The organism is Sphingomonas sp. GW821-FHT09B04 (assembly GCF_059418285.1).
The window spans coordinates 827,846-846,591 of record NZ_JBWKPO010000001.1 but is presented as its reverse complement, the minus strand read 5'-3'; the positions used below and the strand labels follow the sequence as shown (position 1 = coordinate 846,591).

Sequence of the window (18,746 nt, the reverse complement as noted above, 5' to 3'; positions counted from 1 at the left end):
TGCAACAAAGGATTTGGCCGCCCAACCAATAGCCAGCGCGCTTTTCGCTTGCCGACGAAATGCCCGGCGGCAAAGCAGAGGGATGACCGCTCGTCTTCTTGCCTTGGCGGGCGCCGCCTGCCTCACCATTGCCGCTGCCGAACCGGTGCCGCCGCATCAACTGTATGAGGATGTCCGTATCCTGTCCGCCGACGCTATGGCCGGACGGCTGGTCGGCACGCCGGGTTCGGCCAAGGCGCGCGCCTATCTGCTCGAACGACTGCGGGCGATCGGCGTCGAACCGGTCCTTGAAGGGTATGAGCAGCCGTTCGAGGCCGAGCATGACGGCAGGATGCTGAAGGGCGCCAACCTGATCGGCCGCATCCGCGGGTCCGGGACGAGCGACCAAATACTGCTGATCGGTGCGCACTATGATCATTTCGGCATCCGCGACGGCAAGGTGCTGAACGGCGCCGACGACAATGCCTCAGGCGTCGCCGTGCTGCTGTCGATCGCCGCGCGCTTCGCGCATGAGCGGCCCGTCCACGACATCGTCTTCGCGCTATGGGATGCGGAGGAGCAGGGCTTCTACGGATCGAAGGCATTCGTGGCGGCGCCTGCCGTGCCGCTGTCGCGCATCGCGATGAACCTCAACCTCGACATGATGAGCCGCAACGACCGCAACGAGCTGTGGCTTGCGGGCGCGCACCACTCCCCGTTCCTTCGCAGCCGCTTCGAGCAGCTCGCCGCGCGGGCGCCGGTATCGCTGAAGCTGGGGCATGACGGCCCGCCGTGGAAGGACACCGACGACTGGACCGGCGGATCCGACCATTTCGTCTTTCACCAGAAAGGCATCCCCTTCGCCTATTTCGGGGTCGAGGATTATCCGGACTATCACAAGCCGACCGACGATTTCGCGGCGATCCCGAAGGATTTTTTCGCCCGCTCGGCGGCGACCGCGCTGCTGGCGGCGCAGCTGTTCGACCGGGAACTCGATGCGATCGCGGCGGAAGCGGGCCGGACCAAATAGCGCCAGTCCCGAGAGAAACTAACCCGCACCCTCCAGCGCCTTTTGCCGGCGGCGCTGGACCGAGCTGCCGATGCCCATCGCCTCGCGATATTTGGCGACGGTGCGCCGGGCGATGTCGAAGCCCTTGGAGTTGAGCATCTCGACCAGCGTATCGTCCGAAAGGATCTTCTTGGGGTTTTCGGCCTGGATCAGCGCGCGGATCGCGCTCTTGACCGCTTCCGCCGACACCGCGTCGCCTCCGTCCGCCGACTGGATCGCCGAGGTGAAGAAGTATTTGAGCTCGAACAGCCCACGCGCGCAGCTGAGATACTTGTTGCTCGTCACCCGGCTGACGGTCGATTCGTGCATCTCGATCGCATCGGCGATCTGGCGCAGCGTCAGCGGGCGCAGATGCGATACGCCGTGGCGGAAGAACGCCTCTTGCTGCTTCACAATCTCCGACGCCACCTTGATGATCGTGCGCTGACGCTGGTCGAGCGCCTTGACCAGCCAGTTGGCGCTGGCGAGCATATCGCTGAGCCAGGCCTTGCTCGACTTGTCCTGCGGCCCCGACGACACTTCGGCATAATAGGCACGGTTGACGAGGACCCGGGGCAAGGTCGCGCTGTTCAGCTCGACCGCCCAGGCCTGCCCGCGCGGCGCAACGAAGATGTCGGGCGTGACGCTCGCCACCGGCTCGCCGCCGAAGCGGCAACCGGGCTTCGGATCATAGCCGCGCAGTTCGCGGATCATGTCCGCCATATCCTCGTCGTCGACACCGCAGATGCGTTTGAGGCGCGCCAGCTCACCCCGCGCGAGCAGGTCGAGGTTCGCGATCAGCGCTGCCATGCACGGGTCATAGCGGTCAGCCTCCTTCGCCTGCAGCGCGAGGCATTCGGCAAGGTCGCGCGCGCCGACACCGGTGGGATCGAGCGTCTGAATCAGCGCCAGCACCGCTTCGACCCGCGCCAGCGGAACCCCGAGCCGGGTGGCGATATCGAGCAGCGAGGCGGTGAGGTAGCCCGCCTCGTCAATCTGGTCGATCAGATGCTGGGCAATGAACAGATCCGCGCCGTCCACCACCGCCCCCGCCTGCGCGAGCAGATGATCGGCGAGGCTGAGGTCGGGCGCGGAGAAGCTGTCGAAATCGGGACCGTCCTCCCCCATCCCGCCACTCCCGGTACCAGCGAGACCCAGCCCGCCGTCGAGGCCGCCGATCGAATCCGCAGCGCTGTCGTGATGGAAGGTCTCGGCGGTGAAATCGACGTCGAGCGAGGCCTCGCCGGTCGCTGCGCCGCCATCGAGCAGTTCGGTCGAATCGGCGGGGCCATCGCGTTCGGGAAGCGGCTCGGCCTCGGGTGCTTCGGGAGCGCCGCGCTCGTCATCGCCACCGCCCGCGTCGAGCAGCGGGTTCTTCTCGAGTTCCTCGGAGATGAAGGTTTCGATCTCAAGGTTCGACAACGCCAGCAGCTTGATCGCTTGCTGAAGCTGCGGCGTCATCACCAGCGATTGGGATTGCCGCAGATCAAGGCGGGGCGCGAGACTCATGGGATCAGATCAGGGCAGCGCCTGCAATCACAGCGAGAACCCCTCGCCGAGATAGAGGCGGCGGACATTGGCATCAGCGACCAGATCGGCCGGCGACCCCGCGAACAGCACGCGACCGTCATAGATGATCGAGGCGCGATCGACGATGTCGAGCGTCTCGCGAACGTTATGGTCGGTGATGAGCACGCCGATGTTGCGCGTCTTCAGTTCCTTCACCAGATCGCGGATGTCGGCGATCGAGATCGGGTCGATGCCCGCGAACGGCTCGTCGAGCAGCATGATCGAGGGATCGGCAGCGAGCGCGCGCGCGATCTCCGCGCGGCGGCGCTCACCGCCCGACAGCGCCATCGCCGGCGCGTCGCGCAGCCGGGTCAGGCCGAATTCGTCGAGCAGCTTGTCGAGACGCTCGGCACGGGCGTGTTTGTCCGGCTCCGACAGTTCGAGCACGGCAGAGATGTTCTTGGCGACGGTGAGGCCACGGAAGATCGAGGTTTCCTGGGGCAGATAGCCGAGGCCGAGGATCGCCCGGCGGTACATCGGCAGCGGGGTGATATCGACCCCGTCGAGCATGATCCGGCCGGCATCCGGTTTCACCAGCCCCATCACCGAATAGAAGCAGGTCGTCTTGCCCGCGCCATTGGGGCCGAGCAGGCCGACAACCTCGCCCTTTCCGACCGAGAGCGACACGTCGGACAGCACAACGCGCTTGTCATAGGATTTGGCGATCGAGACGACAGCCAGCCCCGATGTCGGCGGGCTGCCCGCTTCTGCGGCTACCGGTTCCAGCGTTTCGATATCTGCCATGACGCCCTATCCTGATCGCACGCGATGCTTAGCGATTCCTTGCCGCGCAGTCACTTGGCAAGTTTTATGCATGGCGAGTTTCGGGGAAGTTAGGAAGGAAGGTGGCGGAGTAAAACCCCGCCGGTGATCAATCGCGCTTGGGGACGGTGAAACGGCCCGTAACGCGTCCACCCGATTGGGTCACACTGCCGTCGGGCGCCTTGGTCGTGCCGACGCCCGAGCCGTCGATCGATGCGCGACCCGTGTCGAGATTCATCGTCAGCCGTCCGCCGCTCACCCGGTTGCTGCCCTGCGTCAGCGTGACATTGCCCAGCATGGTGATCGTGCGCTTGTTGATGTCGTACACGCCATATTGCGCACGCGCGGTCTGATCGGGCCGCGTGACCGTGACCCCGCCCGCGGCGTCGAAGCGCGAGACCGACGGCGACCCGTCGATGACCTGGCCGGTATAGCTCACCGTCACGCGCGCCGCGGTCAGCGTCATGCTGGCCTGGGTGATCTTCACGCCCCCCGACAGGATCGCGCGATTCGCCTTGTCCTGCAGTTCGATGCTCTGCGCAGCGAAATCGATTGGCGCGTTCGAATCATGGCGAACCTGCCCCAGCGCCGCGGTACCGATCACGGCGGTGGTGGCGATCGCTGCGATCGACGCGATAAGGAGCGGACGGGCCATGTTCACCTATTTGCGCGCTTGGGATCGATCCGCAAGCGGGCATTGCCCTCGATCCGGACGGTTCGCTTGTCGAGATCGGCGGTCATGCTGTTGCCGCTGAACACGCCGAGCGGGGTACGCCCATCAATCTGGCCGGTCCCGGTCAGTTTCCGGGTCTTGAGATCCATCGTCGAATCGCGCGTGTCGAGCTGGTAGCCGTCGGAGCTGCGAAACGTGATCGGACCATCGATCGCGACTCGCTCGGTTTCCATGTCGTAGCGGCCGCGCTCGGCGCGCACTTCGGCGGGGCCATCGGTCAGGCGGATGCCGGCGGCGAGATTGTTCAGCTGCACGATTGGCTCTGCCGAACTCTTCTGGACCGCCGACCCGGCTGTCAGAACGAAGGGCTGCCCCTTGGCATCGGCACCGCGATAGCGCGCCGACTGGATGCGCAGCCGCTCGCTCGCAACGTCGACCTTATTCTTGTCGAGCACGAACGACACGTCGCCTCCCATGAACAGGGGCGCCATCACCAGAAAGGCGCCGAGCACACCGATCCCGGCAGGCAGGATCATCAGCAAGGTGCGGACGATATGGTCGTGGCTTCCCCCCGGGCGCGCCCAATGCTTGCGGCGCGAGCGTTCCTGGAGGGCGATCTCAGACATGGTTTGCCTCAGATATGCGCAAAGATATCGACCTCAGGCCAGCCGGCGAGGTCGAGTTCGGCGCGATGGGGAAGGAAGTCGAAGCACGCCTGAGCGAGCGCCGTCCGCCCCTCACGCGCCAGGCGGCGGTCGAGCTCCTCGCGCATCGCGTGAAGATAGCGCACATCGGAGGCGGCATAGTCCTTCTGCGCGTCGCTGAGCACCGGACCGCCCCAGTCGGACGATTGCTGCTGTTTGGAGATTTCCTGCCCAAGCAGTTCACGCACCAGATCCTTGAGTCCGTGCCGGTCAGTATAGGTGCGCACCAGCCGCGAAGCGATCTTGGTGCAATAGACCGGCGCCGCGGTGACGCCGAGATAATGGCGGATCGCCGCGAGGTCGAAACGCCCGAAATGATAGAGTTTCACGCGCGACGTATCGGCGAGCAGCGCGCGCAAATTGGGCGCGGCATAATCGCTGCCCGGCCCAAAACGGACGAGATGTTCGTCCTCGCCCCCGTCGGAAAGCTGGACGACGCAGAGCCGATCACGCGGCGTGATCAGCCCCATCGTCTCGGTATCGACGGCGATGTCGGCGCCGGGGGCGAACAGCCCTTCGGGAATATCTTCTTCGTGCAGGAAAACGGCCATGCGTCCGCCTAGCCGTTTACACCTGAACGCTCAATGCCAAGCTTATACAGGAGGCTTACCCTCTCGCTTCAACTTCGACCGACGCGCGATCATGTTGAGCGATTCGACCAGCGCGGAGAAGGCCATCGCGGCATAGATATAGCCCTTGGGCACATGAACGCCGAAGCCGTCGGCGATCAGCACCGCGCCGATCATCAGCAGGAAGCCGAGCGCGAGCATCACCACCGTGGGGTTGTGCTTGATGAAATTCGCGAGCGGATCGGCCGCCACCAGCATCACGCCGACGGTGACCAGAACCGCAGTGACCATGATCGCGATCTCGTCGGTCATGCCGACCGCGGTCAGGATCGAATCGACCGAGAAGACCATGTCGAGCAGGATGATCTGGAAGATCGCCGAACCGAAATTCAGCCCCACCACCTTCTTCTTGTCGAGAATCTCGTCATCGCTCGGCACAGGATCGAGCGTGTGGTGGATTTCCTTGGTCGCCTTCCACAGCAGGAACAGGCCGCCCGCGATCAGGATCAGGTCGCGCCACGAGAACGCGGTCTCAAAACTCGGCGCGCCATGCGCGCCGGTCGCGCCCTGAAGCCCCAGGTCGAACACCGGCGTCGTCAGCGACACGATGACCCAGATCATCGACAGCAGCAGGATTCGCATCACCAGCGCGAGGCCGATCCCGATTCGGCGCGCCTTCTGCTGCTGGTGCTCGGGCAGCTTGTTGGTCAGAATCGAGATGAAGATGAGGTTGTCGATTCCCAACACCACCTCCATCACGATCAGGGTGATAAGGGCGGCCCAGGCGGCCGGGTCGGCGATCAATGCAGCGATATCCATAGACCCCCGCTGTGCCGCCCCTGCGACACATACGCAAGTATCTGTTGGAACAGCACCATAATCGCGACGAATTTGTTCGCGTCCTGTGCCGTACTGGGCTATGACCCGATTCCATGGGCGTGTCTTTGGAGCGCCGGAATGTCTGCGTCCTCGTCCGGCGTATGGCTTTCGAAATAGAGTTGGGCGACCGGGAAGACGAACAGGGCAATGAGTTTTGATCGAGGGCGCCGCGGGGATCGCGGCGGGCGCGGCAGAGACAAGCGCGACGGTTTCGGCGGCGATGAAGGCGGCAGCAGCTATGGCGACCGCGGCGGCTTCGGCGGCGGCGGCTTCGGTGACCGTGGCGGCTTCGGCGGCGGCGGTGGCGGCTTCGGCGGCGGCGGCGGTGGTGGCTATCGCGGCGGCGGTGGCGGCTTCGGCGGCGGTGGTGGCGGCGGCTTCGGCGGTGGCGGCGGCGGCTTCGGCGGTCGTGGCGGCGGCGGTGGCGGCATGCCCCCGCAGGTCGTTGGCGAAGGCACCGGCGTGGTCAAGTTCTTCAACGGCCAGAAGGGCTTCGGCTTCGTCGTTCGCGACGATGGCGGTGAAGACGTGTTCGTGCACATCAGCGCGGTCGAGCAGGCGGGCCTTACCGGCCTCGCCGAGGGCCAGCCGCTGGGCTTCACGCTGGTCGACCGTGGCGGCCGCATCAGCGCGACCGAGCTCAAGATCGAGGGCGAACCGCTCCCGGTCGAGGACCGCGGTCCTCCGCGGGACCGTGACGGTCCGCGTGATGGCCCGCGCGGCGGTGCTGGTGGCGCCGGCGGCCCGCAGCGTCAGCTCACGGGTGAGAAGGCGACCGGCGTGGTCAAGTTCTTCAACGCGATGAAGGGCTTCGGCTTCATTCAGCGCGATGACGGACAGCCCGACGCGTTCGTGCACATCTCGGCCGTCGAGCGCGCCGGCATGCCGACGCTCAACGAGGGCGACCGGCTCGAGTTCGAGCTCGAGGTCGATCGCCGCGGCAAGTACGCCGCGGTGAACCTGACGTCGTCGCAGTAACCGGACGCGCGCGATGGTCCGGCTGATCGCGGCCGGACGCGAAGCGACAATCGGGGTCGCCCTGGCCATGCTGGCCGGGGCGGCCCTGTTTGTTTCTGCGCCGATTGCGTCCTCCGCGCCATCGCAGGCGAGTGAAACACCGGCGCCGCCGATCGAGATGGCGAGGGTGATCGCGACCTATCCGCACGACGCCAAGGCGTTCACTCAGGGGTTGTTCTTCAGCGACGGCCGGCTGTTCGAGAGCACCGGTCAACAGGGCGAATCGGTGGTGCGGGAAGTCGATCTCGCCACCGGCAAGGCGAAGCGCGAGGCGCCGTTGCCTGCCGAATATTTCGGCGAGGGCAGCACCGGCTGGGGCAAGACAATCGTCAGCCTCACCTGGAAGCACGGCAAGGGATTTCGCTGGGATCGCGACACCCTCCGCAAGCTCGGCGAATTCAGCTATGCCGGCGAAGGCTGGGGGCTGACGCAGGACGGCAAGAGTCTGATCCTCTCCGACGGCACCAGCGAGTTGCGCTTCCTCGATCCCAGGACCTTTGCCGAACAGCGGCGGATCCGCGTCACCTGGCGCGGCCGCCCGGTGCGCCAGCTCAACGAGCTCGAATATGTGCGCGGTGAGGTGCTCGCCAATATCTGGCATCAGAATGTGATCGTGCGGATCGATCCGGCGAGCGGGGTGATCAAGGGCGCGATCGACCTGCGTGAAGTGACCGCCTCGGTCGGGGTCCGCGACAGCGAAGCCGTGCTCAACGGCATCGCCTGGGATGCCAAAGCCGGAAAGCTCTACGTCACCGGCAAGCTGTGGCCCAAATTGTTCGAGATCGCGCTGCCGGGCGGCAGCTGACCGCTATTTCGCCACCGGCTCGGCGCGCCAGGTGGTGAGCCAGTTCACCGACCCGCGGCATTCGGGCATCGATCGCGACTCGACCAGCCGGAACATCGACCCGTCCCAGACATAGGCCTCCGCGCTGCCGCAGTCGCCGATCCCGCGCGCCTTGTTGTAGCTTTCGAGCCGCCCGGTCTTCGCGTCGAAGCTGGCATTGACCAGCGTCGGACGACCGTCCTGCGCCTCGCTGATGCCCGGCGGCGAATCGAACTTCGCGAGCACCGGCTGCGCACCCGGAGCGAGGAGATAAGGCTCGGTCGAGAAATTATACGCGCCACTCCCGCAGGGAAGCAGCGCCAGTGTCTTGCCGCCGCCAAGCGCGTGGATCTCGACCGCGGGCAACTCGCCCGTACCGCCCTCATAGACCGCGCCGCACTCGCTCGATTTGTCGAGCGCCTTGCGCATCGCGGGGGTGAAGGCCGCGGCGGCACCCGCCGGGCGGACGAAACCGATCTTCGGGAGCGCTGGCGGTAGCGGAACGGCGCTGGCGGGCTTCGCGCCCCTGGCCACCGCCGCGGTCACGGTACCTGTGCGGCCCTGTTCGGCGTCGATGAAGCGCAGCGCCGCCGACGATCCCTTGAGCGAAGCCATGCCAGTGACATCGACTTCCGAACCCACGCGCAGGTCGCTGCCGTTGACCATCGCCGCGACGATCTGCGCGGCCTGCGCCCCGGTGAAGCGAAGCAGATCGTTCTTTGGCACCGCCCGGATGCTCAATCCCTCGGCGGTGCTGACCTGCACCGGATCGCTGCCCGATTTGCCCGGCAGCTGGATCTCGACCGACCAGCCGCCCGCCGGCCCCGCCGCGCGCTCGATCGAGACCGAGATCTGGTCGTAGGGCGAACCTTCCTCGGGCTGGTTGTCATCGGGCCAGATCGAGGTCATCTCGCAGCGCCTGGCATTGTCGCACGCGACGACCCATGCGCCGAAACTCTTGATCGGCCCCTGTTTCTGGGCGGGTTGCGGGGCGGCGGCCTGCGCCAGAGCGAGCAACGCGATCGTCAGCATGGATTCCCCCTTCTAGCCGTTTCGCGAACGAGTCGGTAGGACGCCAGCATATCAGATTCCGGAGGACTTGCATGAAGACGGTTGGCGTGATCGGCGCGGGGCAGATGGGGGCGGGCATCGCCCAGGTTTCGGCACAGGCAGGCTATCGCGTGCTGCTGTCCGACATGGACGTCGCGCGTGCCGAGAAGGGCAAGGCGGGAATCGCCAAGCAGCTCGCGCGGGCGGTCGAGAAGGAAAAGATCACCGCGCAAGCCGCCGAAGCCGCGCTGGCGAACATCGAATGCGTCGGCGGGACCGATGCGTTCGCGCCGTGCGATCTCGTCATCGAAGCAGCGACCGAGCGCGAGGAAATCAAGCGCACGATCTTCGCCAATGTCGGCAAGGTGCTGTCCGACACCGCGATCCTCGCCAGTAACACCTCGTCGATCCCGATCACGCGACTGGCGCAGGCATCGCCCGATCCCGCGCGCTTCATGGGCGTTCACTTCTTCAACCCGGTGCCGGTGATGGGCCTGATCGAGCTGATCCGCGGCCTCGCCACCTCGGATGCGACGGTGGCCGCGGTCGAAGCGTACGGCAAGACGCTCAACAAGCGCATCGTCCACGCCAACGACGCGCCCGGCTTCATCGTCAATCGCGTGCTGATGCCGTTCCTCAACGAAGCGTGCTTCGCGCTGGGCGAGGGCGTGGCGACGATCCCCGATATCGACGCCGCGATCCAGCTCGGCCTCAACCACCCGATGGGACCATTCACGCTCGCCGACTTCATCGGCCTCGATACCTGCCTCGAGATCACGCGGGTGCTGTTCGAGGGCACCGGCGATCCCAAGTTCCGCCCTGCCCCGCTGCTCGTCAAATATGTCGAAGCCGGCTGGTACGGCCGCAAAACCGGGCGCGGCTTCTACGACTATTCGGGCACGGAGCCGGTCCCGACGCGCTGATCGCGGGCACGCATATGGGCATCGACCACTTCGACCAGCCGGTCGAAGCTCTGGTCGGTGCCCGCCATGTTGAGCGTGATGTCGCCGGCTCCCAAGAATTTGCTCAGGCTCGCCAGCTTGCCGAGCGTCGACCGCCCCCGATAGCGCTCCGGCGCATCGAGCCACAGGCAAAGAAATTTATTGTACTGGATCGCCTGCTGCTCGACCCGGACGATCGCGCTCCACGGGATCACCTGATCCGACCAGCGCCGCCAGAGAATTCCCCGCGAATCCACTTCGATCACAGGTCCGGCCCGGAATAGCTGTCGCACACCCACAACGGTGAATGCACCGAACACCAGAATAGCGCCGCCGCCCATCAGAAAGGACAGCGCGGGGCTGTCGAGCCCCTTCCGATGCGCTAACTCCTCGGCATTGGCGATGACCCAAAACCCCACCACCACAATCGCAATCATGCCCAGGATCAGGCCGAAAATCCTGACCTTCGATACATGAGCGACGAGCCGCTCGTTCACGGCAGCAGCAGACCCGCCAATGCCGCAGACATCAGGTTGGCCAGGCTGCCCGCGATCAGCGCCTTGATGCCGAGCTTGGCGATCACCGGCCGCTGATTGGGCGCAAGACTCCCCGCCGCCGCCATCTGGATCGCGATCGAGCTGAAATTGGCGAAACCGCACAGCGCAAAGGTAATGATCGCGACGCTGCGCGGGCTCAGCCCCTGAGTCGAGCCGAGGTTCAGGAAGGCGACGAATTCGTTGAGCACCATCTTGGTGCCGAACAGGCTGCCCGCCGCGCCGCTCTCGGCCCAGGGGATGCCGATCAGGAACATCACCGGCGCGAAGACGGTACCGATCGCGCCCTGGAAGGTGAGGTCGCCATAGCCGAACCACCCGCCGACCACGCCGAGCAGGCCGTTGGCGAGTGCGACCAGCGCGACGAAGGCGAGCACCATCGCGCCGACCGCGACCGCGATCTTGACGCCGATCTGCGCGCCCATCGCCGCGGCCATGATGATGTTGGCGGGACGCTCCTCGTCCAGATCCTTCTCGACCGCGCGGATCGCGGCATCCTCAGGATCGGCGGGCGCTTCGCCGTCAAGCGGGAGTTCGGCCTGTTTGACCGGCTCGTCAGGCATCATGATCTTGGCCATCAGCAGACCGCCGGGCGCCGCCATGAAGGATGCCGCGAGCAGATACTGAATGTCGATTCCCATCGCGGCATAGGCGGCGAGGATCGTGCCCGCGACCCCGGCCATTCCGACGCTCATCACCGCGAACATCTGTGCAGGGGTGAGGCTCGCCAGATAGGGGCGGATCACCAGCGGCGATTCGCTCTGGCCGACGAAGATATTCGCCGCCGAGCATAGCGATTCGACCTTGCTGACCCCGGTCACCTTCTCGATCGCGCCGCCGATCCAGCGGATCACCAGCGGCATGATGCGCAGATAATAGAGGATCGAGACAAGGCTGGCGAAGAAGATGATCACCGGCAGCGCCGCGATCGCAAAGCTGTGCCCGCCCATTTCGGGCTTGGCGAGCGGGCCGAAGATGAAGTCGGTCCCAGCCTGGGCATAGCTGAGCAGTGCCGACACACCGCGCGACATGCCCTCGATCACGGCTCGGCCTGCGGGCACATAGAGAACGAGGACGGCGATGCCGGTCTGCAACGCGAACGCCGCTCCGACGACGCGCAGCCGGATGGCGCGGCGGTTCGACGAAAGCGCAAAGGCGATCGCGAGAATCGCGACGATGCCCAGAATACCGATCGGAAGATTGTTCAAGTGGAAGGCCCCCAAGCGCCGCGTCTGGTGCGCGGCATATGGGGCTGCAGCATAGCGGGTGAATCCTGCATCGCTAGGTGCTTCCGTATCGCTTGAAACCGCGCTAGCAACGCCCATGACCACACCGGCTCCGCTGACGCGCTCGCTCTTCTTCTTCTCGATCTTCTACGGCGGCATGGTCTGCATCGCGGGCGTGCTGGGCAACAAGCAGGTGGCGATGGGGCCGCTTGGGGTGGAAGCCGGCATCTTCGCCTTCCTGCTGCTGGTCGCGGTGTCGAGCGCGGTCGCCGAACTGCACGGGCGCAGCGTTGCCAACCGGCTGGTCCAGATCGGCTTCATCCCGCTGATCGCCTCGCTGCTGCTCTCGTTGCTCGTCTGGTCGCTCCCGGCATCGCAGGAGATGATCCAGCACCGTCCTGACGACCTGAAGGCGATCCAGGGCATCCTCTTCGCCACCTGGCGCATCTGGATCGGCGGAATCTTCGCCTATGGCATCTCGCAGACACTCAACGTCACCATCTTCTCGTGGCTCAAGCGCGACGAGGGCAAATTGCTGTGGCTGCGCGCCGCGGTGGCGGGCGTGCTCAGCCAGATCGTCGACACGATGATCTTCATCGGCATCGCCTTTTACGGCGTGTTCCCGATCGGCGAGCTGCTGATGGGGCAGCTGATCGCCAAGGTGGTGCTGTCGGCGATCGCGGTGCCGATCCTGATCTACGCCTTTGTCGGCCTGGGACGCAGGCTGGACCGCAACGCCTGAAGGCGCGGCCAATCGCCAACCCGCACTATCGCAAATAGCCCGTCATCCCGGCCTTGTGCCGGGATCCACCGGGAGGCGAGCAGGAAGCAAGAGGTTCTATCGCATCGCCCAGGCGGACCGTGGATCCCGGCACAAGGCCGGGATGACGGAGGAGAAGGGTGAGCGCTGACGACCGAGTTGCCGGTCGTCGGAAAGGCTGCCAATTTGGAATCGGCCAGACGCACGGGGCAACGACTGAACTGCGGAAGCTTTGGCTTGAAGGAAAGCATGGGTGAGGAAGAGGATTACTTTCGCTTGCTCATTTCTTCTGGCACTCAGCCCAGCAGGCGTACGTGCCCAAACCGTTGGACAACTGCGTTCCGAGGGGCAGTTCAATCGGAAGTTGATTCAAGCGCGGGACGCCAAGGATTGCCGCCTCGCCCTTCGCTTACTGGATGAGCGAAAATCTATCTTGTGGTCACAAGCAAGCAGGCTTGCACGAAACAGCCCTCGACACTCCCTCAAATCAGACAGTCATCACATGTACCTGTATGATCAAATTATCGGGTTAGAGAACCGACATGCTATCATTAGCAAGCAGTGCAGGACTTCGCGCTGACCGAGCATATAGCTGGCAACCACCGTCTCCCGCCCTATCCCAACCCCGCTTGCAATGTTGGAATACATTTGCTTGCATCATCCGGTGCCAGGCACTGCTCTTTGATGTCGTCGATCCGCTCGGTTACCCCTGCCTGACACCCACCCGACAAAGGCGACCAGATTGACAGAATGAATCGCGTTCCGCGTAACTTCGTCAACTTTGCGGCGGCACCGACAGCAGCTTGCGAATGCCGTCGCCCCTCCACCGCTTTCGTATCGCGGCAACTCACGCTAAGGGCGCGCCATGACCGATCATGCCCCCGACCCTCAGATGCTCGCCAAGGCGGAGACGCTGACCGACGCGCTGCCGTATATGCAGCGCTACGCGGGCAAGACCTTTGTCGTGAAATATGGCGGCCACGCGATGGGCGATCCCGAGCTGGCGCGCGATTTCGCCGAGGATGTCGTGTTGCTCAAGGCGGTCGGGATCAACCCGGTCGTCGTCCATGGCGGCGGGCCGCAGATCGGCCAGATGCTCAAGCGCCTCGGCGTCGAATCGGAGTTCGTCGGCGGGCTACGCGTCACCGATGCCGAGACCGCACGGATCGCCGAGATGGTCCTGGCCGGATCGATCAACAAGGAAATCGTCAGCTGGATCGGCGCTGCTGGCGGCAAGGCGATCGGCATTTCGGGCAAGGATTCAGGGCTGGTCACCGCGCGCAAAGTGACGCGTAACGAAGCCGATCCGCTGCAAGGGATCGAACGCCATGTCGATCTCGGCTTCGTCGGCGAGCCCGTGGCGGTCGATGCCGGCGTGCTGACGACGCTGTCGGCGCAGGGCTTCATCCCGGTGATCGCGCCGATCGCGCTGGGCGCCGACGGGCACACCTATAACATCAACGCCGATACGATGGCGGGCGCGATCGCGGGCGCGCTGGGCGCGTCGCGCCTCTTCCTGCTCACCGACGTGCCCGGCGTGCTGACCAAGGACAAGCAGCTGCTCACCGACCTCGACCCCGGCCGCATCGCTGCGCTCAAGGGCGACGGCACGATCAGCGGCGGGATGATCCCCAAGGTCGAGACCTGCGTCGCCGCGGTCGATGCCGGAGTGGACGCCGCGGTCATCCTCGACGGGCGCGTGCCGCATTCGATGCTGCTCGAGATCTTCACGCCGCAGGGCGCCGGCACCTTGGTGCATCGCTGAGCCGTATTATATAGATAACACGGTTGCCGCTTCACGCGGCTTTCCGGTAGAAGCGTTGAAAACCCCGGAGGCTCCTGTTGGATACCCTAGTCGCGACCACCTACTCCATCGCCCAGATCCTGCTGACCGTGGGCTGGTGGATCATCGTCGTGCAGGCGATCCTCTCGACGCTGATCGCGTTCAACGTGATCAACACCTATAACGACTTCGTCAGCTCGCTGTGGCGCGGCCTCAACACGCTGACCGAGCCGGTCTATCGCCCGATCCGCCGCATCCTGCCCGATACCGGGCCGATGGACTTCGCGCCGTTCGTGGTTCTGATCCTGATCTGGATCCTTCAGGATGCGGTCCTGCCTAACGTCGCCGGGGCATTGGTCCGCGGCGGCGCCTGACCCGGCCCTGGCAGCAGGGCGCGGACGGCATCCGCATCACAGTGCGGGTGACGCCGCGCGCGTCGAAGTCGGTGTTTCTCGCCGGGACGCCCGAGCATTTCGCCGCTCGCCTTGCCGCACCGCCGGTCGAGGGCGCAGCCAACGCGGCGCTGACGGTTCTGGTCGCAAAGACATTCGGCGTGGCGAAGCGCGATGTAACGCTGATTGCGGGCGAAACCTCCCGGATCAAGCGGCTGACCGTCACCGGCGACGCTTCGGTGCTGGCGGGAATCGCCGCAGAGTTCTATGGGGCGAGCCATGACGGCTGAGATCATCGACGGTAAGGCATTTGCGGCTGGCCTGCGCGCGCGCGTGGGCGACGCGGCGGCGGCGTTCGAGGCGCAGGCGGGCCGCAAGGCGGGACTCGCCGTGGTGCTGGTCGGCGAGGATCCTGCCTCCGCAGTCTATGTCCGCAGCAAGGGCAAGGCGACAGTCGCCGCCAATATGGAGAGCTTCGAGCACCGCCTGCCCGCCGATACCGACCAGAACACGCTGATCGCGCTGGTTGATTCGCTCAACGCCGATCCCGCGGTCGATGGCATCCTCGTCCAGCTACCCTTGCCCCGCCATCTCGACGAGCAGGACGTGCTGCTGCGGATCAGCCCCGACAAGGACGTCGACGGCTTCCACCCGGTCAATGCCGGCCGCCTCGCGACCGGGCTCGACGGATTCGTCCCGTGCACGCCATTCGGCTGCCTGATGCTGCTCAAGGATCAGCTCGGCGACCTCAGTGGGCTGGACGCGGTGGTGATCGGCCGCTCCAACATCGTCGGCAAGCCGATGGCGGCGCTGCTGACCGCGGCGAGCGCGACGGTGACGCTGGCACACTCGCGGACCAGGGACCTTCCGGGGCATGTGTCACGCGCCGACATCGTCGTCGCGGCGGTGGGTCGGGCCGGCTTCGTCAAGGGCGAGTGGCTTAAGCCCGGCGCGACCGTGATCGATGTCGGCATCAACCGTACCGACAATGGCCTCACCGGCGATGTCGAGTTCGAGAGCGCAGCATCGGTCGCAGGCGCGATCACCCCCGTTCCGGGCGGCGTCGGGCCGATGACCATCGCCTGTCTGCTCCGCAACACGCTGGTCGCCGCGCATCGCCGCGAAGGGCTGGCGCTGGACACAGCAGCGCTGTGATCCTCGCCGCCCTGCTGCTCGCTCAGGCAGGGACGGCGGTCGAGGCGGAGCGGGACTTCAACCGGGTTGCGCAGACGGAAGGGCAATGGACCGCCTTCCGCCGCTACGCCACGGACGACGCGGTGATGTTCGTGCCCAAGCCGACCAATGCGCAGGCCTTCCTCAAGGACCGCAAGGACCCGCCGGCCGCAGTGCAATGGTGGCCGGCGGAAAGCTATGTCTCGTGCGACGGCGCGGTGGCGGTGAATACCGGCCCTTGGGTCGCGCCGCGCGGGTCAGGGTTCTTCACGACCATCTGGATCCGGCAAGCCGGTAACGGATGGAAATGGGTCTATGATGGGGGCGACGCGCTGAAGACACCCCGCGCGCTCCCCGAACGACCCAGGATACGCCGCGCAGCGTGCGGCGCGCGCTCCTCGCCGATCCTCGCGGCAGTTGGCCCCGACAGCGGCTCCGGCACGTCGCCAGACGGGTCGCTGCGCTGGCATTGGGCGATGGCCGCGAACGGCAGCCGCAGCTTCACTGCGTCGATCTGGACCGGAAAGCGATTCGAGGACGTCGTCACCGATCGCGTCGCCGCACCGCAATAGTCGCGCCGGTCCCCGCGCTTTCGGACAATCCCTACTTGTGATGATGTAACATTGCGAATAAAGGGGCACGTTTCCAGTCGCAGGACCGTGTACCCATGAAGCGTAGCGTCGTTGCCCTCCTCGCCACGAGTCTCCTCACCCTCCCCGCCCTTGCCCAGACCGCAACCCACGCCGAACGCGACGCGACCGGCCGCAGCGCGGTGCATGGCGACTCGGACGACGAGATCGTGATCACCGCGCCCTATGTCGCCGATCTCGACCTGCTCGCAGGCGCGTCGGTGGTGACGGGCGACGCGCTGGTGCGCGACATTCGCGGGCAGATCGGCGACACGCTGACCAAGGTTCCGGGCGTCTCCGCCACCTCGTTCAGCCCCGGTGCGTCGCGACCAGTTCTGCGCGGCTTTCAGGGCGAGCGCGTGCGCGTGCTCTCGGACGGGCTCGGCACGCTCGACGTCTCCAACACCTCGACCGACCACGCCGTGTCAATCGATCCGCTCACCGCCGAGCGGATCGAGGTGCTGCGCGGCCCCGCAGTGCTGCTGTTCGGCAGCCAGGCGATCGGCGGCGCGGTCAATGTGATCGACCGCCGCATCCCGCGCGCCGTTCCCGAGAACGGCTTCCATGTCGATGCGGTCGGCACCTATGGCTCGGCGGCAGACGAGCGCAGCGGCGGCGCGGCGGTGGACATCGCGCTCGACCACCAGTTCGTCCTCCATCTCGACGGCAGCTACCGCAAGACCGACGACGTCCGCGTCGGCGGCTACGTGCTGAGCGCGCCGCTGCGTGCCGAGCAGCTCCATCGCGCCGAGCATGCGATCGAGGACGGCCATGCCGATGAGGCGGCCGAAGCGACAGCGCTCGCCAATCTGCGCGGGCGCCTGCCCAACAGCGGCACGCGCACCTACACGCTCGGCGGCGGGCTTTCGCTGATCAACGACGGTGGCAGCCTCGGCTTCTCGGTCGGCTATTACGACACCAACTATGGCGTACCCGAGCGTCCGCCGGGCGCGCACGACGATCACGACGCCGGACACGACCATGGCGAGGGGCCAGTGACGATCGGTCTGCACCAGTGGCGCGCGGACCTGCGCGGGGAGGTCAACGTCAACGGCGCCTTCCTCGACAAGATCCGCGTCCGCGCGGGCTATTCGGACTATGAACACACCGAATTCGAAGGCACCGAAGTCGGCACCGTCTTCGCCTCGACCGGGTTCGAGGGGCGGCTCGAGCTGGTTCAGGCGGATCGCGGCGGCTGGCGCGGCGTGATGGGCTTCCAGGGCTTTACCCGCGACTTCTCGGCCACCGGTGCAGAGGCGTTCGTGCCGGAGAACACGACCAACCAGTACGGCTTCTTCACCTTGCAGGAGGTCAATCTCGGCAAGCTCGGACTCGAGGGTGCGCTGCGCTACGAGCGGACCGGGGTGCGCTCGAACAAGGTCAGGCTGGGGCTCGAAGAGGACGCGCCGACGGGCCGGGTGAACCGGGACTTCGACGCCGTTTCGGGCGCGATCGGCGTGTCCTATGAGGTCGCCCCGCGCGTGAAGGTCGGCGTCAACGCCTCGCGCGCCGTCCGCGCGCCGTCGGCCGAGGAGCTGTTCTCCAACGGCCCGCACGTTGCGACCCAGGCCTATGAGGTCGGCAATCCCAATTTCCGCACCGAGAAGAGCTGGGGCGGCGAAGTCTATGCCCGCGGCACGCTCGGCAAGGTCAAGTTCCAGCTGGCGGGCTACGCCAACTGGTTCACCGACTATATCTACGAGACCGAGACCGGCCTCGAGATCGACGAACTGCCAGTGTTCCAGTACCGGCAGGCCAATGCCCGCTACCTCGGCGTCGAGGGTGAGGTCTCTGCGACGCTGATTCAGCAGGGCGAGTTTACGCTCGGCGGCAACATCGTCGCCGACTATGTCCGCGCCACGCTCGGCGACGGAAGCCCCGTCCCGCGCATCCCGCCGTTCCGCGTCCTTGCCGGGATCGATGCCAGCCACGGCCCGTTCGGCGGCCGGGTCGAGGTCGAGCACGTCACCAAACAGGCGCGCATCGCCACGTTCGAGACCGAGACCCCGGCCTTCACCCTCGTCAACGCGTCGCTCACCTGGCACCCGTTCGGCGAGAAGCGCGAGACCGCGCTGATCCTGTCCGCCAACAATATCTTCGATGTCGAGGCCCGGCGGCATGCCTCATTCACCAAGGATTTCGTGCCGCTTGCCGGCCGCGACATCCGCGTGGCGGCCCGTGTAAGCTTTTAGGTTGCCCCCGGCGGGCGCTGTCT

General features: G+C 65.8%; 20 protein-coding genes. 11 read left to right on the top strand and 9 right to left on the bottom strand.

All coding sequences use genetic code 11. The features are described 5' to 3' along the window. The first annotated feature begins 82 nt into the window (after positions 1–82). Positions 83–1,009, top strand: a complete 927-nt coding sequence (locus AC07NK_RS04255) for a M28 family peptidase (RefSeq protein WP_495169312.1) — start codon at positions 83–85, stop codon at positions 1,007–1,009. Between the two features lie 18 nt (positions 1,010–1,027). On the opposite strand, the gene rpoN is transcribed toward AC07NK_RS04255, so the two are convergent. The 6 genes from rpoN to AC07NK_RS04225 all read right to left on the bottom strand — a co-directional run bounded on the left by rpoN (position 1,028) and on the right by AC07NK_RS04225 (position 6,123). After that, on the bottom strand, positions 1,028–2,536 hold the full coding sequence (rpoN, locus tag AC07NK_RS04250; protein ID WP_495169311.1) for an RNA polymerase factor sigma-54: 1,509 nt from the start codon (positions 2,534–2,536) through the stop codon (positions 1,028–1,030). Between the two features lie 27 nt (positions 2,537–2,563). Then, positions 2,564–3,340: an LPS export ABC transporter ATP-binding protein gene (lptB, locus tag AC07NK_RS04245; RefSeq protein ID WP_495169310.1), complete on the bottom strand. Its 777-nt coding sequence runs from the start codon at positions 3,338–3,340 to the stop codon at positions 2,564–2,566. Between the two features lie 127 nt (positions 3,341–3,467). Beyond that, a complete protein-coding gene (locus AC07NK_RS04240; protein WP_495169309.1) occupies positions 3,468–4,013 on the bottom strand; it encodes an LptA/OstA family protein in 546 nt (181 codons plus the stop codon). Positions 4,014–4,015: 2 nt separating this feature from the next. Further along, positions 4,016–4,657, bottom strand: coding sequence for an LPS export ABC transporter periplasmic protein LptC (lptC, locus tag AC07NK_RS04235; protein WP_495169308.1), 642 nt, complete (start codon positions 4,655–4,657; stop codon positions 4,016–4,018). 8 nt (positions 4,658–4,665) lie between these two features. Beyond that, on the bottom strand, positions 4,666–5,286 hold the full coding sequence (locus AC07NK_RS04230) for a ribonuclease D (RefSeq protein ID WP_495169307.1): 621 nt from the start codon (positions 5,284–5,286) through the stop codon (positions 4,666–4,668). Between the two features lie 42 nt (positions 5,287–5,328). Further along, entirely contained in the window at positions 5,329–6,123 is a 795-nt protein-coding gene (locus tag AC07NK_RS04225) for a TerC family protein (protein WP_495169306.1), read from the bottom strand. 207 nt (positions 6,124–6,330) lie between these two features. Here AC07NK_RS04225 and AC07NK_RS04220 point away from each other — a divergent pair, with 207 nt between their 5' ends. Together AC07NK_RS04220 and AC07NK_RS04215 are read left to right on the top strand one after the other, a co-directional pair. Beyond that, positions 6,331–7,161: a cold-shock protein gene (locus AC07NK_RS04220; RefSeq protein WP_495169305.1), complete on the top strand. Its 831-nt coding sequence runs from the start codon at positions 6,331–6,333 to the stop codon at positions 7,159–7,161. A gap of 13 nt (positions 7,162–7,174) precedes the next feature. Further along, entirely contained in the window at positions 7,175–8,005 is an 831-nt protein-coding gene (locus AC07NK_RS04215) for a glutaminyl-peptide cyclotransferase (RefSeq protein WP_495169304.1), read from the top strand. 3 nt (positions 8,006–8,008) lie between these two features. Here AC07NK_RS04215 and AC07NK_RS04210 read toward each other — a convergent pair whose 3' ends face one another. Beyond that, positions 8,009–9,055: a DUF1176 domain-containing protein gene (locus AC07NK_RS04210; RefSeq protein ID WP_495169303.1), complete on the bottom strand. Its 1,047-nt coding sequence runs from the start codon at positions 9,053–9,055 to the stop codon at positions 8,009–8,011. 71 nt (positions 9,056–9,126) lie between these two features. Between AC07NK_RS04210 and AC07NK_RS04205 the strand changes: the two genes are divergently transcribed. After that, positions 9,127–9,996: a 3-hydroxybutyryl-CoA dehydrogenase gene (locus AC07NK_RS04205; protein WP_495169302.1), complete on the top strand. Its 870-nt coding sequence runs from the start codon at positions 9,127–9,129 to the stop codon at positions 9,994–9,996. Here the strand turns inward: AC07NK_RS04205 and AC07NK_RS04200 are convergent. Continuing rightward, the gene (locus AC07NK_RS04200; protein WP_495169301.1) at positions 9,963–10,511 is read right to left on the bottom strand and encodes an STM3941 family protein; all 549 of its coding nucleotides are present in this window, start codon (positions 10,509–10,511) and stop codon (positions 9,963–9,965) included. The two genes, AC07NK_RS04205 and AC07NK_RS04200, sit on opposite strands and share 34 nt — an antisense overlap. Continuing rightward, positions 10,508–11,776, bottom strand: coding sequence for a NupC/NupG family nucleoside CNT transporter (locus AC07NK_RS04195; RefSeq protein WP_495169300.1), 1,269 nt, complete (start codon positions 11,774–11,776; stop codon positions 10,508–10,510). Before AC07NK_RS04195 ends, AC07NK_RS04200 begins: the two co-directional genes overlap by 4 nt. Positions 11,777–11,891: 115 nt before the next feature. Between AC07NK_RS04195 and AC07NK_RS04190 the strand changes: the two genes are divergently transcribed. The 7 genes from AC07NK_RS04190 to AC07NK_RS04160 all read left to right on the top strand — a co-directional run bounded on the left by AC07NK_RS04190 (position 11,892) and on the right by AC07NK_RS04160 (position 18,723). Continuing rightward, a complete protein-coding gene (locus tag AC07NK_RS04190) occupies positions 11,892–12,536 on the top strand; it encodes a queuosine precursor transporter (RefSeq protein WP_495169299.1) in 645 nt (214 codons plus the stop codon). Positions 12,537–13,419: 883 nt separating this feature from the next. Further along, complete coding sequence (gene argB / locus AC07NK_RS04185; protein ID WP_495169298.1) at positions 13,420–14,319, top strand: acetylglutamate kinase; 900 nt, start codon at positions 13,420–13,422, stop codon at positions 14,317–14,319. A gap of 77 nt (positions 14,320–14,396) precedes the next feature. Further along, positions 14,397–14,711 (top strand): YggT family protein, encoded by a 315-nt coding sequence (locus tag AC07NK_RS04180; protein WP_495169297.1) that lies wholly within the window; start codon positions 14,397–14,399, stop codon positions 14,709–14,711. Further along, positions 14,690–15,019: a DUF167 domain-containing protein gene (locus AC07NK_RS04175; protein ID WP_495169632.1), complete on the top strand. Its 330-nt coding sequence runs from the start codon at positions 14,690–14,692 to the stop codon at positions 15,017–15,019. Before AC07NK_RS04180 ends, AC07NK_RS04175 begins: the two co-directional genes overlap by 22 nt. Then, on the top strand, positions 15,009–15,884 hold the full coding sequence (gene folD / locus AC07NK_RS04170; RefSeq protein WP_495169296.1) for a bifunctional methylenetetrahydrofolate dehydrogenase/methenyltetrahydrofolate cyclohydrolase FolD: 876 nt from the start codon (positions 15,009–15,011) through the stop codon (positions 15,882–15,884). The genes AC07NK_RS04175 and folD overlap by 11 nt, the downstream gene beginning before the upstream one ends. Beyond that, positions 15,881–16,474 (top strand): hypothetical protein, encoded by a 594-nt coding sequence (locus AC07NK_RS04165; protein ID WP_495169295.1) that lies wholly within the window; start codon positions 15,881–15,883, stop codon positions 16,472–16,474. The genes folD and AC07NK_RS04165 overlap by 4 nt, the downstream gene beginning before the upstream one ends. Positions 16,475–16,569: 95 nt before the next feature. Next, positions 16,570–18,723 (top strand): TonB-dependent receptor, encoded by a 2,154-nt coding sequence (locus AC07NK_RS04160; RefSeq protein ID WP_495169294.1) that lies wholly within the window; start codon positions 16,570–16,572, stop codon positions 18,721–18,723. Positions 18,724–18,746 lie beyond the last annotated feature (23 nt).